Annotated in this window: 16 protein-coding genes and 2 pseudogenes; 5 read left to right on the top strand and 13 right to left on the bottom strand. The window is 41.5% G+C overall.

Annotated features, from left to right (window positions below; translation table 11 throughout):
- Window positions 1-106: 106 nt before the first annotated feature.
- The 8 genes from M3661_RS12290 to loaP form a co-directional block, all read right to left on the bottom strand.
- Complete coding sequence (locus M3661_RS12290) at window positions 107-2,431, bottom strand: ABC transporter permease (RefSeq protein WP_251485676.1); 2,325 nt, start codon at window positions 2,429-2,431, stop codon at window positions 107-109.
- A gap of 2 nt (window positions 2,432-2,433) precedes the next feature.
- A complete protein-coding gene (locus M3661_RS12285) occupies window positions 2,434-3,138 on the bottom strand; it encodes an ABC transporter ATP-binding protein (RefSeq protein ID WP_065291759.1) in 705 nt (234 codons plus the stop codon).
- A 239-nt stretch (window positions 3,139-3,377) separates the two neighbouring features.
- The gene (locus tag M3661_RS12280; RefSeq protein ID WP_065291758.1) at window positions 3,378-4,475 is read right to left on the bottom strand and encodes a dihydrolipoamide acetyltransferase family protein; all 1,098 of its coding nucleotides are present in this window, start codon (window positions 4,473-4,475) and stop codon (window positions 3,378-3,380) included.
- 6 nt (window positions 4,476-4,481) lie between these two features.
- Window positions 4,482-5,474, bottom strand: coding sequence for an alpha-ketoacid dehydrogenase subunit beta (locus M3661_RS12275; RefSeq protein WP_065291757.1), 993 nt, complete (start codon window positions 5,472-5,474; stop codon window positions 4,482-4,484).
- Between the two features lie 20 nt (window positions 5,475-5,494).
- Complete coding sequence (gene pdhA / locus M3661_RS12270) at window positions 5,495-6,553, bottom strand: pyruvate dehydrogenase (acetyl-transferring) E1 component subunit alpha (RefSeq protein WP_065291756.1); 1,059 nt, start codon at window positions 6,551-6,553, stop codon at window positions 5,495-5,497.
- Between the two features lie 91 nt (window positions 6,554-6,644).
- Window positions 6,645-7,868, bottom strand: coding sequence for a class-II aminoacyl-tRNA synthetase family protein (locus M3661_RS12265; RefSeq protein WP_065291755.1), 1,224 nt, complete (start codon window positions 7,866-7,868; stop codon window positions 6,645-6,647).
- 31 nt (window positions 7,869-7,899) lie between these two features.
- On the bottom strand, window positions 7,900-9,048 hold the full coding sequence (locus M3661_RS12260; RefSeq protein ID WP_251485314.1) for an acyl-CoA dehydrogenase family protein: 1,149 nt from the start codon (window positions 9,046-9,048) through the stop codon (window positions 7,900-7,902).
- A gap of 19 nt (window positions 9,049-9,067) precedes the next feature.
- Window positions 9,068-9,676 (bottom strand): antiterminator LoaP, encoded by a 609-nt coding sequence (gene loaP / locus M3661_RS12255; RefSeq protein WP_065291754.1) that lies wholly within the window; start codon window positions 9,674-9,676, stop codon window positions 9,068-9,070.
- Window positions 9,677-10,625: 949 nt separating this feature from the next.
- Between loaP and M3661_RS12250 the strand changes: the two genes are divergently transcribed.
- Entirely contained in the window at window positions 10,626-11,063 is a 438-nt protein-coding gene (locus tag M3661_RS12250; protein ID WP_065291753.1) for a hypothetical protein, read from the top strand.
- Window positions 11,064-11,130: 67 nt separating this feature from the next.
- On the opposite strand, the gene M3661_RS12245 is transcribed toward M3661_RS12250, so the two are convergent.
- Window positions 11,131-11,673 (bottom strand): NADPH-dependent FMN reductase, encoded by a 543-nt coding sequence (locus M3661_RS12245; protein WP_036667277.1) that lies wholly within the window; start codon window positions 11,671-11,673, stop codon window positions 11,131-11,133.
- A 257-nt stretch (window positions 11,674-11,930) separates the two neighbouring features.
- Here M3661_RS12245 and M3661_RS12240 point away from each other — a divergent pair, with 257 nt between their 5' ends.
- Window positions 11,931-12,545: a diadenylate cyclase gene (locus M3661_RS12240; protein WP_065291751.1), complete on the top strand. Its 615-nt coding sequence runs from the start codon at window positions 11,931-11,933 to the stop codon at window positions 12,543-12,545.
- A gap of 31 nt (window positions 12,546-12,576) precedes the next feature.
- Window positions 12,577-13,191, top strand: a complete 615-nt coding sequence (locus M3661_RS12235) for a diadenylate cyclase (RefSeq protein ID WP_251485311.1) — start codon at window positions 12,577-12,579, stop codon at window positions 13,189-13,191.
- Window positions 13,192-13,212: 21 nt separating this feature from the next.
- Here M3661_RS12235 and wrbA read toward each other — a convergent pair whose 3' ends face one another.
- Together wrbA and M3661_RS12225 are read right to left on the bottom strand one after the other, a co-directional pair.
- On the bottom strand, window positions 13,213-13,821 hold the full coding sequence (wrbA, locus tag M3661_RS12230; RefSeq protein WP_065291749.1) for an NAD(P)H:quinone oxidoreductase: 609 nt from the start codon (window positions 13,819-13,821) through the stop codon (window positions 13,213-13,215).
- Between the two features lie 11 nt (window positions 13,822-13,832).
- Window positions 13,833-14,006, bottom strand: a pseudogene (locus M3661_RS12225) (GMC oxidoreductase); the annotation flags it as partial.
- A gap of 131 nt (window positions 14,007-14,137) precedes the next feature.
- Here M3661_RS12225 and M3661_RS12215 point away from each other — a divergent pair.
- Both M3661_RS12215 and M3661_RS12210 read left to right on the top strand, forming a co-directional pair.
- Window positions 14,138-14,749 (top strand): annotated as a pseudogene (locus M3661_RS12215) (flavin reductase family protein).
- A gap of 222 nt (window positions 14,750-14,971) precedes the next feature.
- Window positions 14,972-15,355, top strand: a complete 384-nt coding sequence (locus M3661_RS12210; protein WP_065291744.1) for a hypothetical protein — start codon at window positions 14,972-14,974, stop codon at window positions 15,353-15,355.
- Window positions 15,356-15,515: 160 nt separating this feature from the next.
- On the opposite strand, the gene M3661_RS12205 is transcribed toward M3661_RS12210, so the two are convergent.
- Both M3661_RS12205 and M3661_RS12200 read right to left on the bottom strand, forming a co-directional pair.
- The gene (locus M3661_RS12205; protein ID WP_251485308.1) at window positions 15,516-16,061 is read right to left on the bottom strand and encodes a hypothetical protein; all 546 of its coding nucleotides are present in this window, start codon (window positions 16,059-16,061) and stop codon (window positions 15,516-15,518) included.
- A 224-nt stretch (window positions 16,062-16,285) separates the two neighbouring features.
- Window positions 16,286-17,467, bottom strand: a complete 1,182-nt coding sequence (locus M3661_RS12200; RefSeq protein WP_251485305.1) for a multidrug effflux MFS transporter — start codon at window positions 17,465-17,467, stop codon at window positions 16,286-16,288.
- Window positions 17,468-17,949: the final 482 nt, after the last annotated feature.

The following is a 17,949-nucleotide window of genomic DNA, read 5'->3' as shown; positions in this document are numbered from 1 at the left end:
GGATTCCTTTCTTGGCTTCTTGGTTGGTTTCTTAACGATTGAGAATCTCTTGCTGCATATAAAAAAACAGCCTACAGTTCTCAAAGAACGTAAGGCTGTTTTTTCACTACTCCACACTCTTCAACGATTCAATCATATTGATTCGTGATACTTTTCTCCGTAGCAGTAAGCTTGAAAGAATAGTAAGCACGAATGCAAGAATAACCGCTATCAGCATGACGAATAAGTTTAATTGATTCGGAATTTGCTGATGGGCACTGGACAACGCCTTCACGACAAGGGTATACATGTAGCCACTAATCGGTAACGCGATAATAACCGCAAAGGTGGTAAGGATAATATTCTCGAAGAAGATAAGCCGGTTTATTTTGGGCTTCGGATAGCCTAATACCTTTAATGTGGCCAGCTCACGATTTCGCTCATAAATGTTTATGGAGGATATCGTATAGATTGCGCCAAAAGAAAGTATGATGGCACTGATAATAAACATGATGAAAATAAAGCTATTTTGCTTCAAAATATATTGCGCGGATTTCTTCAAGTCTGCCTTATCCGCAATCGTATCTACCTGTTTATCTTGTTCGAAGAAATGACGAACGCTAGGAAGGTCTGAAGCGCTGCTTGATTCTACTACTAGCGACGTTGGTTTGTATTCGATGCCAAAGCTTTGCAAATACGAAGGCGTAATATAAAACGAAGGGTTCGAAAACTGGGTGGATATTTGTACTACCTTCATTTCAACTGTTTTGTTGGCAAACTCTGGCGAAGTGAACTTGATTTGAATGCTATCCCCTTCTGCAATCTGATAGTTGTTGGCATACGATTGGGGTACCAGCACACCGTTATCGTTCAAAGCGATCGAATTGCCTTTTTCGTCGAAGAAGTGGATAAGACTGTTTTCTTTCTCTGTAACAATTAACGTAGCATTTTGTTTAGTGTCTCCTTTTATGAATTCCACGGAAAAGTTGGATAAATCATAACTGCTCTTAATGCCCGCGGGGAGTTGTATCGTCTTCGGGGCACTTTCTTTCGTGTAATCGACTCTTAAATCATAGGTGTTCACCTTTTCAATTTGGTCGGCAACCTTTTGCAAGGATGTCATTGTACCAAAAGCTGTAATTAACAATACCGTGCTCACCACCACGCCAACTGAGCTGGCGATTGCTTTTGGTTTATTTAAAAATATATTTCTCAAGATGAGCTTGTAGTTATAAGAAATATTACTCCAGATCCCTGGAATTCTTTCGACGAGCAGCTTCTTCATCTTCTTAGGTGGTTTGGGGCGCATTGCCTGAGCTGCACATTCTCGAAGGATGGCTCTGCCGCTTAAGTAACAGGACAGGATTCCGAACGCGCTAGAGACAAGAATGGGAGGAATCACGGAAGTTAAGGACATAGAGAAGGCAATGTCAGGCAGCGAGTAGGCCTTAGCATTGGATACCTTAACTAATGGAATAAATATACTTGAAGCAGCTATGCAGCCTAGTATGGAGCCTATAATCCCTACAAGTACCGGGTAGCCCATGTAATGGAGCATGATGTTTCGGTTTTTTATACCCAGCGCCTTCATGATACCTACTTGATTTCGCTGCGAATCAATAATTCGCGTCATGGTGAGGAATAGAATAATCGCTTCGATAATAAAGAGAACGAGCGGGATAACCTTACTCATCAAGTTATTGTTATGAATGGTTTGCTTCAGTTGGGAATAGCCGAATGTACGCTCTTTACTGACTTGGTTCACATAGGTGAGCTCTGTGGATTGCGCTTTAATGGTTTGGCCCAATTGGTCAATATCGTAACCTTCCTTCGCATCAACCAAGATTTCATTATAGGTTAGGCTGCCTGCGATTCGTGGAATTGCCGCTTCAGCTATATAGGCCACTCCAGAGGATTTATGATCTTGAATCTCGTTCTTTTTTACATACTCCACGTTTTCGCCCAAGCCGCTAATGGTGAATGTCATCGGATTGTCATTCACGCTGAGATGAATTTGAGAACCGACTTGGTACTTATGCTCTTTAGCATAATGGGAATCGAGCAAGACCTCATCCGCTCCTGACGGAATTCGGCCCTCAATGACTGTAGGTGTGTTAATTTCATTATTTGCGGGAATCGAGTGAATTTTGATTGTAGCCTTCAAATTTTCAAAAACTTGTGTTGCATCCAAGGTATACCGTGCTTCGATTTTGTTAATCCCTTGGTTTTCGCTTAAATTAGTGACGTCCTGCTTGGATATGTGATCGTAGTAAACATTCAAATCGCTTAAATTATGTGCCGTATAGTAAGCCTTTGTATAATCGCTAAGATTACCGCTTAACGTGAACAAACCTGCATAGAAAAAAGCGCCCACTGCGATAACCAACACAAACGCGAGAAATTGTCCGATCGATTGTTTGATATCTCTGAGTAATTTTAGAAATAACTTCATCATTACCACTCGATCCCTTCAACATTCTGTTTGTCCTGATTGATCGTCACGCTCTCGATCATCCCGCTCTTTACCTTTATTATTTTGTCCGCCATAGGAGCAATTGCGGAGTTATGTGTGACCAGGATCACGCATTTCTTCGTTTCCTTGTTCAAATCTTGAAGAAGCTTTAACACGGCTTTGCCTGTCACATAATCTAATGCCCCTGTCGGCTCATCACACAGTAAGAGCAACGGATTCTTCGCAACGGCTCGCGCGATCGCTACGCGTTGTTGTTCTCCTCCAGATAGTTGGGAAGGAAAGTTTTTGATGCGGTCTTTTAATCCAACCTTGGATAACACATCTTTTGCATCCAGATGGTTTTTACATACTTCCGTGGCAAATTCAACATTTTCAAGCGCATTCAAATTCGGAATTAAGTTATAAAACTGAAATACAAAGCCAACCTTCTCGGCACGATATTCGGTTAATTTTTTTTCGTTCAACTTCGTGATTTCTTGATTGCCAACAAGCACTTGTCCTGTTGAAGCCGTATCCATGCCGCCAAGGATATTCAGAATTGTACTTTTTCCGGCGCCGCTGGCACCTAGGACAACAACGAACTCCCCTTCTGCTATGGAAAAATCAACACCGGCCAAAGCCTTGATCGGTACTTCCCCTACTTTATATTCTTTTGTTACGTTTCTGAATTCGATCAGATTTTTCACTTCTTACATCTCCTCATAGCATATTTTTGAATTTGGGGTTTGACTCGCTTCCCAATTTCCTAGGGAGATGGAAAAAGTCAAACTACATTTCGTTCCTATTCCAGATGTCAGCGATATTCGGTAAGTTTATCAAGTGAGGTACACCCTTAGGTCTCTTTTGCTAATGAATGTAAATGAATGTCTTGGATGTTGGATTGGATGGGAAAGTATTCTAATTCAAGGGTGTCATTCCATAAATATTATTCGTTTAATGAGGAATTAGACGTTACGCTGTGAAAATGGAGTTCATCTAAATATGTTTCATATTGACTCTCTAGATTAGCCTTAAAGGTATTGATGAATCGGAGTCCGTCTGCACCATCAAAGAAACGATGATCGAACGTTAACGTAATCGGAAGCATTTTTCTAACCACAATCTCGTCATTCTCGGTGACAACTGCTTTTTTATCCGCACGATATAAGGCAACAATAGCAACTTGGGGATAAAAAATAATTGGCGTTGCGAAGCCTCCCCCTATTGCTCCCACATTACTAATTGTAATTGTTCCCTCTCGTGAATCTGTAAATAACAATTTTCTTGACCTTGCTCTCTCGATGAGATCATTAATCTCGTCAGCCAATGCATCAACTGGTTTTTCATTCACCTGTTTAATATTAGGAATAACGACTCCGTCGTTCGTGTCCACCGCAATCCCAATGTTATGAGCTGGAAAGAGCTTCAATGAACCGTTATGCTCATGAGCGTTAAACAACGGATATTGGCCTAGCGTTAGAGATAATGCTTTCAAAAAGATTGGTGTCAATGTGAAGCGTACGCCATGATTCATCTGTAATCTTTGCTTATGCATGAGCAGATTTGTAATATCCGCCTCTGCATAAACCGTTACATGAGGAATGGTTTGCACTGATTTGGTAACAATATTCGCTATTTCCTTGCGCATGGAGGTCATTGTTACAATCGAATCATCGTGCGAATTGTCCACGACTACGTTCGGATAGGCACCTAGGTTGATACCAAAATCATTCCATGCAGCCTTCTTTCCCTTCGTCGCGTCCATTGTTAACCACTCGAAATTTACTGCGTCTGACGCTGCCCCCTTCCCGTGATCAATGACAATGATTACATCGTTAACTGTGACGACATCTCCAGGATGATAAGGCAGTTTGTCAATTACCCCTGCAACCGGTGAAGGAAGCACCGTTGTCACCTTATCCGTCTGGACTTCTACAAGCGGCTGATCCTCAACGACGTGTTCTCCTTCTTTGACGAGATAGGCGACAATATATCCTTCAAAAAGTCCTTCACCAAGTTCCGGAAAATAAAATTCATACTTCATAACGGCTCACCTCTCCAGTGAAACTAGCATTTGTTCGATTTCATGAACAATTCTGTCGGTAGACGGCAGATAATAATCTTCGGTTGAAAATTGAGGGATGGGAACGTCGAATCCCGTGATTCGCTTTACTGGAGATTTCAAATTACTGAACATTCGCTCCTGGATCACAGCGACAAGTTCTGCTCCTACACCACCTGTCAATGGAGCCTCGTGTACGATCACGGCCCGCTGCGTTTTTCTTACGGATTCCTGAATCGTCTCGATATCAAACGGATACAAGGTACGAAGATCCACAATTTCCAGACGAATGCCGTGGGACTTCTCAAGCAGCTCCGCCGCTTGAACCACATTCCAAACCATGGAGCCCCAAGAGATAACTGTGATATCAGTTCCTTCTTTCATAACGTTCGCCTTACCAAGTGAAACCGAATATCGATGCTGTGGTACAGGATGACGCACGCTGCGATAAATTTTCATAGGCTCTAGAAAAATGACGGGATCATTGCCTTCTGCCGCAGCAATAAGAAGACCCTTGGCATCATAGGGGTTGCTAGGTATGACGACTTTTAACCCTGGTGATTGGAAAAAAAGAGACTCAATGCTCTCCGAATGCAGCTCAGGAGCACGTACCCCAGCCCCAAAGGGAGCTCTTATGATTAACGGAACTTCATATTTGCCTTGTGTCCGCATGCGCAGTCTTGAGAGATGTGACAAGATTTGTTCTAAGGCAGGATAGATAAATCCCAAAAATTCGATTTCGACAATGGGTTTAAGACCATTCAACGCCAAACCAATTCCACAACCTACTATACCGGCTTCAGACAAAGGAGTGTCTACTACGCGCTGATCACCATACTTATGAAACAAGTTTTCGGTCACACGGAAGACACCGCCATTTTTACCGATATCTTGTCCTAGGAGAAGTACCTTGTCATCTTCGGCCAATAACAAATCCAAGGTCTCATTTATTGCCTGAACGAGATTCAAGTCCCTCTGCATATCCAGTCCCTCCGTGAAATCTATTGATGATGCTCTTGCATAAAGCGATTGAAACTGCTCTCCTGCTCTTGAATATTCCACGGTTTATTGGAAAGCACATGATTAAACATGATCGCTGGATCCGATTTTGGAATTGTGAGTGCATATTGAATGCCATCATTCACTAATCGTTCCGCTTCTGTAGCAACTTTTTCTTGTACATCTTGATCCAGTACACCCTGTCTGCGCAAATATACTTCTAAACGCAGTATTGGATCTCGTGATTTCCATGACTCACTTTCCTCAGTGCTTCGATAGCGGCTTGGGTCATCAGCAGTCGTGTGAGGACCATATCGATACGTTACCGCTTCTATTAGAGTTGGCCCTTTACCGCTTCTTGCAGCTTCCAAGGCGTTTTTGGTCGCAACATACACAGCAAATACATCATTACCGTCAACCCGAACATTCTCCATTTGATAAGCGATTGCTTTTTGCGCTATGGTTTCACTGGCAGTTTGACGGGAGAACGGAACACTAATTGCATAGCCATTGTTTTGGCAGAAAAACACTACTGGCGCTTTGAAGACAGAGGCCATATTCAATCCTTCATGAAAATCCCCTTCTGAGGTTGCTCCATCGCCAAAGTAAACAAGAGAGCAAGCACGTTCATTCTTATATTTACTAGCCCAGGCAGCCCCCGCTGCCTGGGGAATCTGTGTCGCAATCGGGACATAAGGAGGAAGGATATTTCGGTTATCGGGTGGGACACACCCCTCAATTCTACCCATCCAATACCAAATGATTTTTACCATCTCATATCCGAAGGTCAGCATCGCTGCATGATCTCGATAGGTAGGAAACATCCAATCCTGCTCCATCAGAGCCATAGCGCTTCCAACTTGACTTGCCTCCTGCCCTTCGAACGCAGCATAAGTACCGATTTGGCCCTTTCGCTGCATGTTCACCAGCTTCCGATCAAATACCCGATTTAATACAAGAAGCTTGTACATCTCTATGGCCAATTTCTCGTTGATTACCATATTGTCAATTCGTAATGTGCCATCGAGTTCTAAGATTTGAAATAGACGCTGTTGCTCCATCCAATCCCCCATAATTATAAAATTTTAAAAACAGCTTTGATAGGTTGCTTCATCACAGGCAAGCAGTCGAAGGTTCATCGTGTCGTTCGATTTATTCAGCGAGAAGAGCTTCTGGACATGCATTCGATAAAATCTTTGCCCAATGTTTCTCGTCCAAACCGTGTTGGCAAATAAACGCATATGCTAATCTTTCTATACCGAAACCAACACATCCAGTTGAAACCCAATCTTCTTCACCACGTTTAATGTTAAATTGCTCACCAAAGAAGTGATCGTGAAAATTAAAAGAGGCTGCTGCAATGGTTCGATCGCATGCAACCTTTAATCGGAGCTCGTATTTGAGTTCTTGCATTCTTTGATTAAATATTTTCGCCGCCGTATCATGGCTGCAGAAGAATGGATCACTAGCGATCTCGCAGTGTCCTTCCAATCCTAATCTTTGAAACAGAGAAAACGATGCTTCCATAAATTTTTGTCGGCTATCCAACACGAAATCTCTGGATCCCATAAACACAATTTCACGTATCGAAAAGTCCCATAGTCTTTCTAATGTGCGATGATACTTGGATTCATAACGGAACGATTTTCCGATAGCTGTAACGACACGATTTTGGGTTTCAGCATGCTGCGTATTTTGGAATTGATGAAAGGTGTGGTAACACATGGTTGGAGGCAAGCAGTAGTCGACATTTTGACAGTAGGGTAGTAAATAGGAATCGAGTTTGTCGTGAGATTTGTACTCATCGAGGAAATCTTGATAATTATCAATATCATTATGAAGCCTCGTAACAAACATTAAGAAATGTGGGAACGAATTGAAATATCCGCATTTCTCTAAGGCTTTTGCCGAAATTAATGTTGGATAGCGGTATTCGGTTGCCCCAAATTGAGATATCGTCATTTCTTTAATCAATCGATCTAAGGAGTCCATTAAGAGGATCAGCTTATCTCCGAAGCATACCTGGCCTTCACCCATCTCATAAACCATTTGGTTTTCAAGCAATTTATCAAATACATCATCCTGAAAGTTCGTCCCGCTTTTATTGGATTCCCAAACAACTCGTGGTGGTATCACCATTTGAAGCAAAATTTCGTTTTCGATCACAGAGATGAGTTTATTTTTAATTTCAACTGGGTCGGTTCCTGGCAAGAGGCTGACCTCAATGCCATCAATCGTACTCTCACCTTTAATCAGTTGAAATTGCTGGATGTTGGCAGAGACGAAAAATATCCGTCTTTCTAACTCCTCGGCGTGGTTAATGGAGATTGGTTTATCAAGTAGAATGCAATGACTATTATTCATCGTAATACCCATTCCTTTCTTCTATTCTGATTGATTTTTCAAATCAGTTTTTTAATAGATGAAATGCATCCTGTGCAATTAAGACCTGCTGAATCTGAGTGCTTCCTTCTACAACCTCCATAATCTTGGCATCCCTCATATATCGCTCAACAGGGTAGTTGCGGCTGCAACCGTTTGCTCCGTGTATTTGAACCGCATCCTTCGCCGCCTTAAAGGCATGGACAGAAGAAAAATATTTGGCCAACGAAGTAGCAAAGGTAGCGGTTACCTCATTCTTGTCCCATAACTGGCCTGCTCTGAAGCAAAGATGCCTTGCAGCGATCGTATTGGTCACCATATCAGCAATCATTTGTTGAATCAATTGATGCTCTTTCAAATAGTGATCAAATTGTTTTCTGTCCGTTACATAGTCTAAGCTCGCATTCAAACAAGCTTGAGCTAAGCCAACGGCTCCCCAAGCTGTGCTATACCGTCCATGAGTTAAGCCGTTATTAGCAACAAGTGATAGCCCGAAGCCGACATTACCAACCAAGTTGTCGGTCGGCACTCTGCATTCTTCAAAACGTAATTCAGCTAACATGGATCCTTTGAATCCTAACATGCCAGTTATCGGACGGATGGTTAGGCCCGGTGTATTTCGTTCAACTAACAAGGCTACGGCTTGTCCCTCACATTGTGCAAATACCAAAAAGACATCCGCTCTTTGTGCGAAGGTAATCCAGTTTTTTTGTCCTGTTATAACGTACTCTTCTCCCACTCGTTGAGCTTTCGTTTGAAGGTTCTTGATATCACTTCCGATTTGGGATTCTGTAATCGCAAATGCAGCCATGAGTTCGCCTGAACTCATCCGTGGCAGCCAGTACTGCTTCTGCTCTTGGGAGCCCCACCGTAGAATAGAGGAAGTGACCATCCCTTGAACACCAATGATATTCCGTAAATTTGCACAACCCCGACCAATCTCTTCATTCCATAACCCGTAAGTAATGTAGTCCATGTTAGCCCCACCGTATGCAGCAGGGATCGGTGCTCCCCAGTACCCTTTCTCCATTATCTTCTGAAGCATGGAATCCGGCACACATTCCTCTTGATCAATATGCGCTGCTACGGGTACGACTTCAGAATCAACAAAAGCTTTAAATTCCTCTTGCTTCTCTTTTTGTTGCTTCGAAAGTTCAAGATTCTCGATAAACAAAATATTACCCCTCTTCTTTTTAGTGATGGAGTTGTCTATCCGGCATCAAGATTTCAATTCCTACATCAATCAAGCGCTCACCACCCGAAAAACTAATCGTAATTTGTGCTCTTCTTTTTCTCTTGTCAATTTTTTTGATCATCCCTTCTAAGCCATACAACGGTCCAGATTGAACACATACCTTGGAATCTTCCACAATAACGTTTGAGTACTCGATAATATTTTCATGATTGATGAGCTGCAGGATCTGTCTGATTTCGCCCTCATCTATTTCGTTGAAAAAATCGTCGCAATTATTGTCTGGATGTCCCACTTCTAAGAGTGGTCCCATTGACTTCTGTGCCCTTCGATTAACTTTGTCTAGCATAAACGTTGAATTGCGGAGCAATCGATAGTACTTCGGTATTTTTTTTAGCTCATAATACATGGTCGGAGTCATCTTCGTATGAATCAATAGATAGCCAGGAAATAATGTTTTGACGACACTGTGAAATTCCCCATCTCTTTTTTCAGGAACTAGCCGTTTCGGAACACATGAATACAAATCTGCTTGGCCGAATTGTGACTTCAAGCATTTCTGAACCATGTCTTCACTGCCCGTTTCCACAAAAAGCGCATACCATCCCATACTATTTCTCCTTTTGACGGCATAATTCAGATTCTGTCCGGATTTGAAATTCAATTATTAACCCGTGAACTATTTTCTATGTAAACCTGTTTATTGCGCTTATGTATCGTTATCGTAGAACAAAAAAAGGATCAGGAATTCATAGGTCGCTCCTCATCCATGTCTACAATATTTTATTAATCCATCATTTTTACTCTAAAGGCATAGCTTCGCCACTAATCTATCTTCTTTAAAAAAATAGACTATTGCCTACGAGAACTATGTCCACTAAGAAAAATTAACGTGCCTAAACAACGATTAATCTTTACAGAGTGATTGTAGTAAGTCTTGTGTACGCTTAATATGTGCCTTTTTCCCTTTTCATCGTCTCATTTTTGCTAAACCCTGTCGTTTCATCAAATGCTTCGACGACAAATTCGACACAAGGATCAGACTTTATTTGTTATGTATGGTTATATTTAGACATTATACCTCCTTGATGATTTAGTGTAAATATATAGAAAGCAACTAAAATGAGTATTTGAAACCGTTCACTGCAGGCTACTTAGGTTTTGGATTTTCACACTTATTTACCAAGAAAAGGGTACCTCGTTTTCATAGTAAAGGGGCTTAAGGAAATCGTCAAGTTCCTAATTTTATCTCCTAATCAGGAACGCTCACGGTATCAACCTTGTTAAGGCAGCTAAAATAATGACTTAAGATCTAGAGATGATGCTTCACAGCAAACCGATCATCACGCCTCACATGTGAAATGAGTAAGGGGAACCATGACTGATGAAGGACACTCGGTTCAAGAAATTAAGGAAAATGACCCAATCTAAGAGGGATACATTATTTTAATTACGTAAATCATTATGGTGTATTTACTAATTACTGGATGAGTGATATCATTTTCCATGGCAATAAATAACTGAATTTATAACAGAAGAAATAGATTGAGGAGGAGTCAATGTTGAATGTATCCGCTGCGCTTCGTTCACATACATCCTTGTCTAGAACATTATTTATTGTATATTCCATTTTGACGATTATTTTTTACTACAGTTATGGAATGCTTGACTATTTCCGACTTAATCATTCGCTAGAGCTCGATACTGCCATCCAGTATGAAAAATGGTCATCTACTTTTGGGGCACTATTTTATTATTTATTCTTTATTGCATTACTAACCATCCATTTTGTATATCGCAACAACATGAGGGACTTACATGTTTACTTGGTACTAATTGCTGGGTTATTTATAGGAATGGCCTGCATAAATGCAGTAATTTCTTTTGCCATCCCCTTACCTATGAGTAAGTTTGGACAACCGTTGATCATAGTCACCGTATTGCTTATTACAGATCTGCTCGCAATGTGGTTTCGAAACAAAGAAATGACGACGTAAACGATAAACAACCCCAAGACTCGTAGCCATGACGGCATGAATCTTAGGGTTACTCGTTATAGGTCTATTAACGAATTGTATATAAAGCTTTGGACCATGGGATCAATTGGTCTAACATTTGATTAACAGAATCGGCTTGGACTGCTTTTGGTTTGAAATCAGTACCATTTTCAAAATCTGTGAATAGCGACAATGCTGGATGTACACGCACATCTGCAATCAATAGCTCACCCATAATACCGCGCAGATGCTCGGCTGCTCGTGCACCACCTACAGAGCCATAAGATACAATACCCGCAGCTTTGTTATTCCATTCTACACGTAGATAATCCAGTGCATTTTTGAGAGCACCTGTAATGGAATGATTGTACTCTTGTACGATGAATACAAACCCGTCTTGTTTCGCAATCACTTCTGACCAACCTTGTGCACCAGAAGCATCTTGCCCTGGTTCACCTAGTAAAGGCAACTTGTAATCTGCAATATCAATAATTGTATAATTCGCATCTCCACGTTGATCTGCAATGTCTTTGACCCATTTTGCCACCTGCGGGCTTACACGACCTTCACGTGTTGATCCTATAATGATTCCGATATTTAATTCTGCCATTGCTTTTTCCTCCTTATTTTTTGAAGTAAAGAACTTGGTTAAAAACTTCATCCTTACTCTCACCTTTCAAAACCCATAAATGTTCGAACTCGTATATCTTGAATTCGAGATGTATAGTAACATGATGATTCTCTTTTCGTCAACTTTTCTGCGCTGGGAAATAATTCAGAACATTAATATGTAAGACCACTCGGATGAATGAAATCACTCATAATTTAAAAGGGAATGGAAACAATATGATGTAAAGGAGGTTGCGTATGGAAAGTAATTGCGATTTATTTTCTCCTCAGCAGACTGATGTATATAATCAATTTCAACAGCTGTCCACGAAGATTAATAGCATGTTGGCGTGCATGGATCAGGAAGATATCGATATTCTAAAAAATCTGAAGTTGCTCTCTAAAATATGTTCTGATACGGGAAAGCTGGTTTCCGCCTATCATTTGAGTCGACTTCTTCATCCCTATACAACGCAATGCAATGAAATTTTCAAAGCCATTAAGCTGCTGAGCGATCAACGGAAAGGTGCCCTTATTATCATTGAAAGAGAAGATAATATAAACGATTTGATCACCGTTGGCACTCCTCTATCCGCAGAGATCTCAAGTACGCTGTTAGTTTCCATTTTCCATACAGGGAGCCCGCTGCACGACGGTGCTGTCTTAATTCAGAAAGATACTATCGTCTCAGCGGCAAATGTACTACCGCTAACCCGGAAATTATACAAGACTAAGCTCGGTACTAGGCATCGCGCAGCGATTGGATTATCCGAAAATACAGATGCTCTAACCTTCATCGTATCTGAGGAAACAGGTGCGAAATCATTTGCCTTTAACGGCTCGTTATATGGATTTGAAATTCCTGACGAGTGAACATATTTACCATTAGGAGTGCATTGTTGATATGAAAAAACACAGTACCCATGATGATTTCTCGCAGCTTCGGAACGAAATGAACGAAAGGCTAACGGAAATCGAAAAAAAGGTGAATCAAAATATCGCCTCTCTCAGTCATAATGATATTGGCATCATTGACATTGTCCAAAAGTTGTCAAGAGAACTGCTTGAATTGGAAACGACTGCATCAACATACTTACTTAATCGTATGTTGTCCAAGTATACGAAATGCAGTACTGAATTATCACTAGCCATACATAAACTTAACCGAAAACGCCAAGAAGCTCTCATTGTAATAGAGGCTGACGACCCTGTAGCACCATTTATAAACGGGGGGATACCCATTAATGCGGTAATTACAAGTCAACTATTAGAATCTATATTTCAACCTGATAGCTTGCTTCAAGAAGGAGCTGTCCTCATTCAATCTGATTTGATTGTTTCTGCTTCCAACACCCTGCCATTAACTGAGCAAATTTTTTGGGATCGAGCAGCAGATATCCGGGAGTTATCAGCAATCGGCTTGTCAGAAAAGTGTGATGCATTGATTATATTAATCACGAACGGCGGTACAACCTATTTCTCATTGGAAGGCAATCTTTTTCCTTTCTCAGCTTCCTGAACAGCAACGGACAGAGTCATACTAATTACTGCCTGCTACGATCCATTTTGCGACGTCTACGGTACGTTTGGCTTGATGTTTTACTGCAGCCTGAACATCCTCTACCATTTTACCGTTTTGTACAGTTACGCTTGTCCCATAAGGATTTCCCCCGGCTGTAAAAAGGGATGGATCCGTATACCCTGGAGAAACTATAATGGCACCCCAGTGATACATAGCGGTATAGATTCCCAGAATGGTTTGCTCCTGCCCGCCATGGGGATTTTGAGCTGAAGCCATCGCGCTAACCACCTTATTAGCTAACTTGCCATGGAACCATAACTTCCCTGTGGTATCTAAAAACTGTTTCAATTGTCCGGGCATTGTGCCGTAACGTGTCGGCACGCTAAAAATAAGGGCATTCGCCCATTCAAGATCTTGAAGAGTTACAACGGGTACATCCTTCACATGATCGACATGTTCTTTCCACGCTGGATTTTCTAGTATTGTCTCTTTAGAAGCCAATTCTGGAACTTGTAATACTCTTACTTCCGCCCCCTGCTCCTTGCCGCCTTCCGCAGCCCATTGAGCCAAGCGATAATTCGTTCCTGTCATGCTGTAAAAAATAACTGCCAGTTTAACTGCACCCATCCTACTTGCTCCTATTCTTCACTAGGAATCATCATTTGCTTCAAAACAAACTTAGTCGGGTTCGCTGCAGCAAGAACGGGTATCACGCTATTATCTGCGACGTAAAGACCGGAAACTCCATGAATTTCTCCATAATGGTTAGTCGCTGAGGTAGCGGGGTCAGTTCCCATTCGGCAGGTACAACTGCAGACGCTGTTAACCCAAGCAGGTGCACATGTAACCGTACATTGGGAGCAGCATGGCCATCAATTAACGCATTCTGAGGTTCATGCAGCCTCATCTTGGTTACCAAGCCATATTAATCAGGGGTGAGCCCATGTTAACCATTTATCCGGAGGAGCAAACCGAGCGGGATAATTATAAACTGCTCATCGGCAGTATCCTCCCGAGACCAATTGCGTTCATCACAACATTGTCAGCTGAAGGCGTATTAAATGCCGCACCTTATAGCTATTTCAATATCATTTCTGCCGATCCGCCCATGATTTCTGTATCCGTTCAAAGGAAAAATGGTGTTCGCAAAGATACATCTAGAAATATGATGGAAACAGGCTCGTTTGTTGTTCATATATCGGATGAGGATTACATCGAGGCAATCAATCTAACCGCGGCCAATCTTCCGCCTGATGAGAGCGAAGTGGACTTCGCTCAACTTACCTCCATCCCAAGCACTAAGATTAAGGTTCCAGGGATTGCCGAAGCCAAAATCCGCATGGAATGTACGTTAGAGCAATCTCTTGCTCTCGGCGGAACTCCTTCGTCTCCAGCATGTGATCTCATTATCGGGTGAGTCGTGTGCTTTCACATTGCGGAAGAATTGGTTGAGGGCGGGCATATCGATGCACAACGATTAAAGCCTGTGAGCCGATTAGCCGGTAACAACTACTCGAAGCTAGGTGAAATCTTTAGCATTGATCGACCCAAATAATTGATAGTTTTGAGTTCGCAATCCTACAAATCAATGAATCACAATATCCTCATTCGATTAAAGGCTGCCAATCATTCTGGCAGCCTTCTCTTTACATACTGATAACATTTTATTTCCTACAATAAAAATCGGAATTAACTGTTTACAAGAATCCGATATTGAGTTATATTTAACATAACTTCCAGATATTACTTACAAAACTATCAGAGGAGTTGAATCCGTTTGAAGAAATTGCTTATGTCATTATCAGTACTGGTCGCCCTGGCTACAGCAGCACCTGCATATGCTTCCACTGCACCTATCGATGCTGTCAAGCCTGAGGTTCAACAAACACAGAAGTTCGTTAAGTACTTTGCACTTCGTCCCAATGAACTGAGCTCACTGGAAGGGATCTATTTGAAGAAAGGCCAACAGCTTACGGTCTATGCACAAGGGAGCTATTCGTACTTTTCGGTATATGACTCGAGCAATCATCTCGGGACATTTTTCAACAGCAATGTAGGAAGAATTTTCACTGCGACTGAAGACGGGTATCTGTATTTGCAGTTTGCGGCACCTTCCACCTATACAATCAACCACATCACGGCTACTTATTTCATTAATTGACCTTAGGTTGATATAATACCAACCACATTTCTTGCAAAAACAAGAAATGGATTTGCTAGAAATGAAGACAGCGACAGTTATGGACAACACATCGTCCGAACTGCCGCTGTTTTATATGTTTACGGACTTCTCTATTAAATACCATGCACATCAAATCGAACTATTCACTCGGAATAAAACCAGATCCAAAAGCTTTCCTCATCTTCTGTTGAACAAGAAGCGCATCTTCATAAGAATCAGCCGTGACAATAAAGTCCACATTCTCCTTCATCTCTTTGAAACACTCTATGTTTATATCCTGAAAATCATCATCAAACCAAATCATACCTGCCCAGATAGCTCCTTCCTCTTTATACTTTTTTAGGTCTGGGCTATGATAAAGCAAACTTCCTGAATTAATCCCTTTTATTTTTTCAAATATATACGTATCTAATGATATATATTTGTTCGAAATATCGATGCCGTCAATTCGAATGGAACCTACGAATTTATGTTGTCGTAGAAAAGGCCGAACTAATGTCCCGGATATGTAAATCGAGGTTTTCTTAAAAGATGAAGGGTCTTTCTCATTATAAGTTATAGCAGATCGAACCACATCGATCTTCTTAGGAAATTGGTAGACTTCTAAGAATATGAACGTTGGGATTCCAAATACAATTAGCACTGATAATAAGATGATTAAGGTAGTTTTGAATGTATCATTCAAATATGGTTCCACTCCTATATGAAGTAATATAGATGAACTAAAATACCTGTTTACCTATTCCACTTAGAACTTGGAATTCCTTCAACTCCACTGTTTGATTACGATCGAAATGTTATTCATTTGGTCATATGAAGAAAAAAACAAAAAAAGCCGATTTTCTATTTCAGAAAATCGGCTTCTGTCTCTATGCAGTAGCACTTCTAGTTGCTATGCGTTTACCTTGCTTACTCACTCGAAATTCGTCTGCTCACGATAACCATAATAGCCGCCAGCACGAAGAAGTACATAGGCATCGTCACTAATGAGTCATTATGCAAATAGCTCATTCCGCTCGTAATCAGACTCACGATGAGATAATACCCTAATCCAAAAATAGCACCTGCCGTACCCAATACATCACTGTAACGTACCAGCGCCAAGCTTAAGCAGTTCGGAATGGCCATGCCAATCCCGAGCAGCAGAATGAAGATGCAGCCGACAAATACACTCATGGACAACAGCGATGAGCTTAATCCACTAAGCGTAAAACCGACTAGCGCTCCAGCACCGAGCGCGGTAACAAGACAGCCGATCAGAATGATCTGCTCTGGCTTATAGGTGGACAATAGTCTCTTCGACAGCATGGCTCCTATTATCGAAGACAGCGCTACAAAAATACCAAAGAAGCCATAGATGCCGGGCGTCATCTCAAAGTATTCAATAAAAACGAAAGGCGCTTCTGCATAGTAACTGAACAGAATGCCATTTGTTGCTCCGATTAGAAAGCCAAATGCCCATACTCTGCCGTCTGCAATGAGGCGCTTAACGACAGATATTGTACTCACATTCGAGGTCGTCGTGGCAACTCTCGTCTCAGGTAAAGAAGCGAACGTGTACGCGAATATTGCCACACTCATCACGACAAGGGTTAGAAATACAGCCCTAAAGCCTAGCGACTGGTCGACCCATCCTCCAATCAGCGGCCCTAAAGCCGGTGTAAAGGCAAGTGCTGCTGAGATTTGAGCAAATACAGCATGACGCTTCGAACCGTCAATACTTTCACGCAAAATCGTTTGCGTCACAACCGAGCCTGTACTTGCACCGAATGCCTGAATGAACCGACTTACCAATAGCCATTCCACGGAACCTGACAGATAACAACCTAGGCTGCCTACTCCATATACGAAAATGCCCCACAGCATAGCAGGACGTCTGCCAATTGCATCCGATAACCTTCCCCAGCACAACACGCCAAATGCAAAACCAAGAAAATAAATGCTGAGCGTAAGCTGAATCATGTTGTTGCTTGCCTGCAATTGACTAGCAATGTCCGGCAAGGAAGGCGTGTATATCGTTTCACTGATTTGTGGAAATCCCACCAGAATAATAAACAAAAGCAATGATGGAGTTGAGATTTTTTGTGCCAAGTTGCATTCCCCCTATAATTTCGGAAATCTCAATTACATCATCGAAATGTCAGGGTATCGGGGGTTTGCATTTGATTAATCTTGCAAATGAGAGTGCCATAATAAGTGATCACCTTACAATGTTATAGGGGGGAATTCATAATATAACCCACATTATAGCAAAACTTCTTAGCAAGAACCACCTATATCTACCCGTTCTAACTCCTATATGCTAGGCATCATTTAACTTCGTTTCTATTTACCAATATTTACGCAGGACAAATATGATAAAAATCACCCCGTAATGTGAAATACATCACAATCTTTGTATTAATAATTGATTAAAATTAAAATGAACATTAAACAAACACCCTTTCAGTACGGAACAGCACCAGAGATAACCGTAAAACAACGGAGATATTGAGTACATAGCTCACCCAACATCTGGTTTGCTTCGTCTGATTGCTATTCTGGGTATTGCAACTATGTTCATTTATAAAGAG

It is taken from the genome of Paenibacillus sp. MER 180, from assembly GCF_023713665.1.
GTDB lineage: Bacteria > Bacillota > Bacilli > Paenibacillales > Paenibacillaceae > Paenibacillus_B > Paenibacillus_B suaedae.
This window is presented reverse-complemented; position numbering and strand designations above follow the sequence as displayed.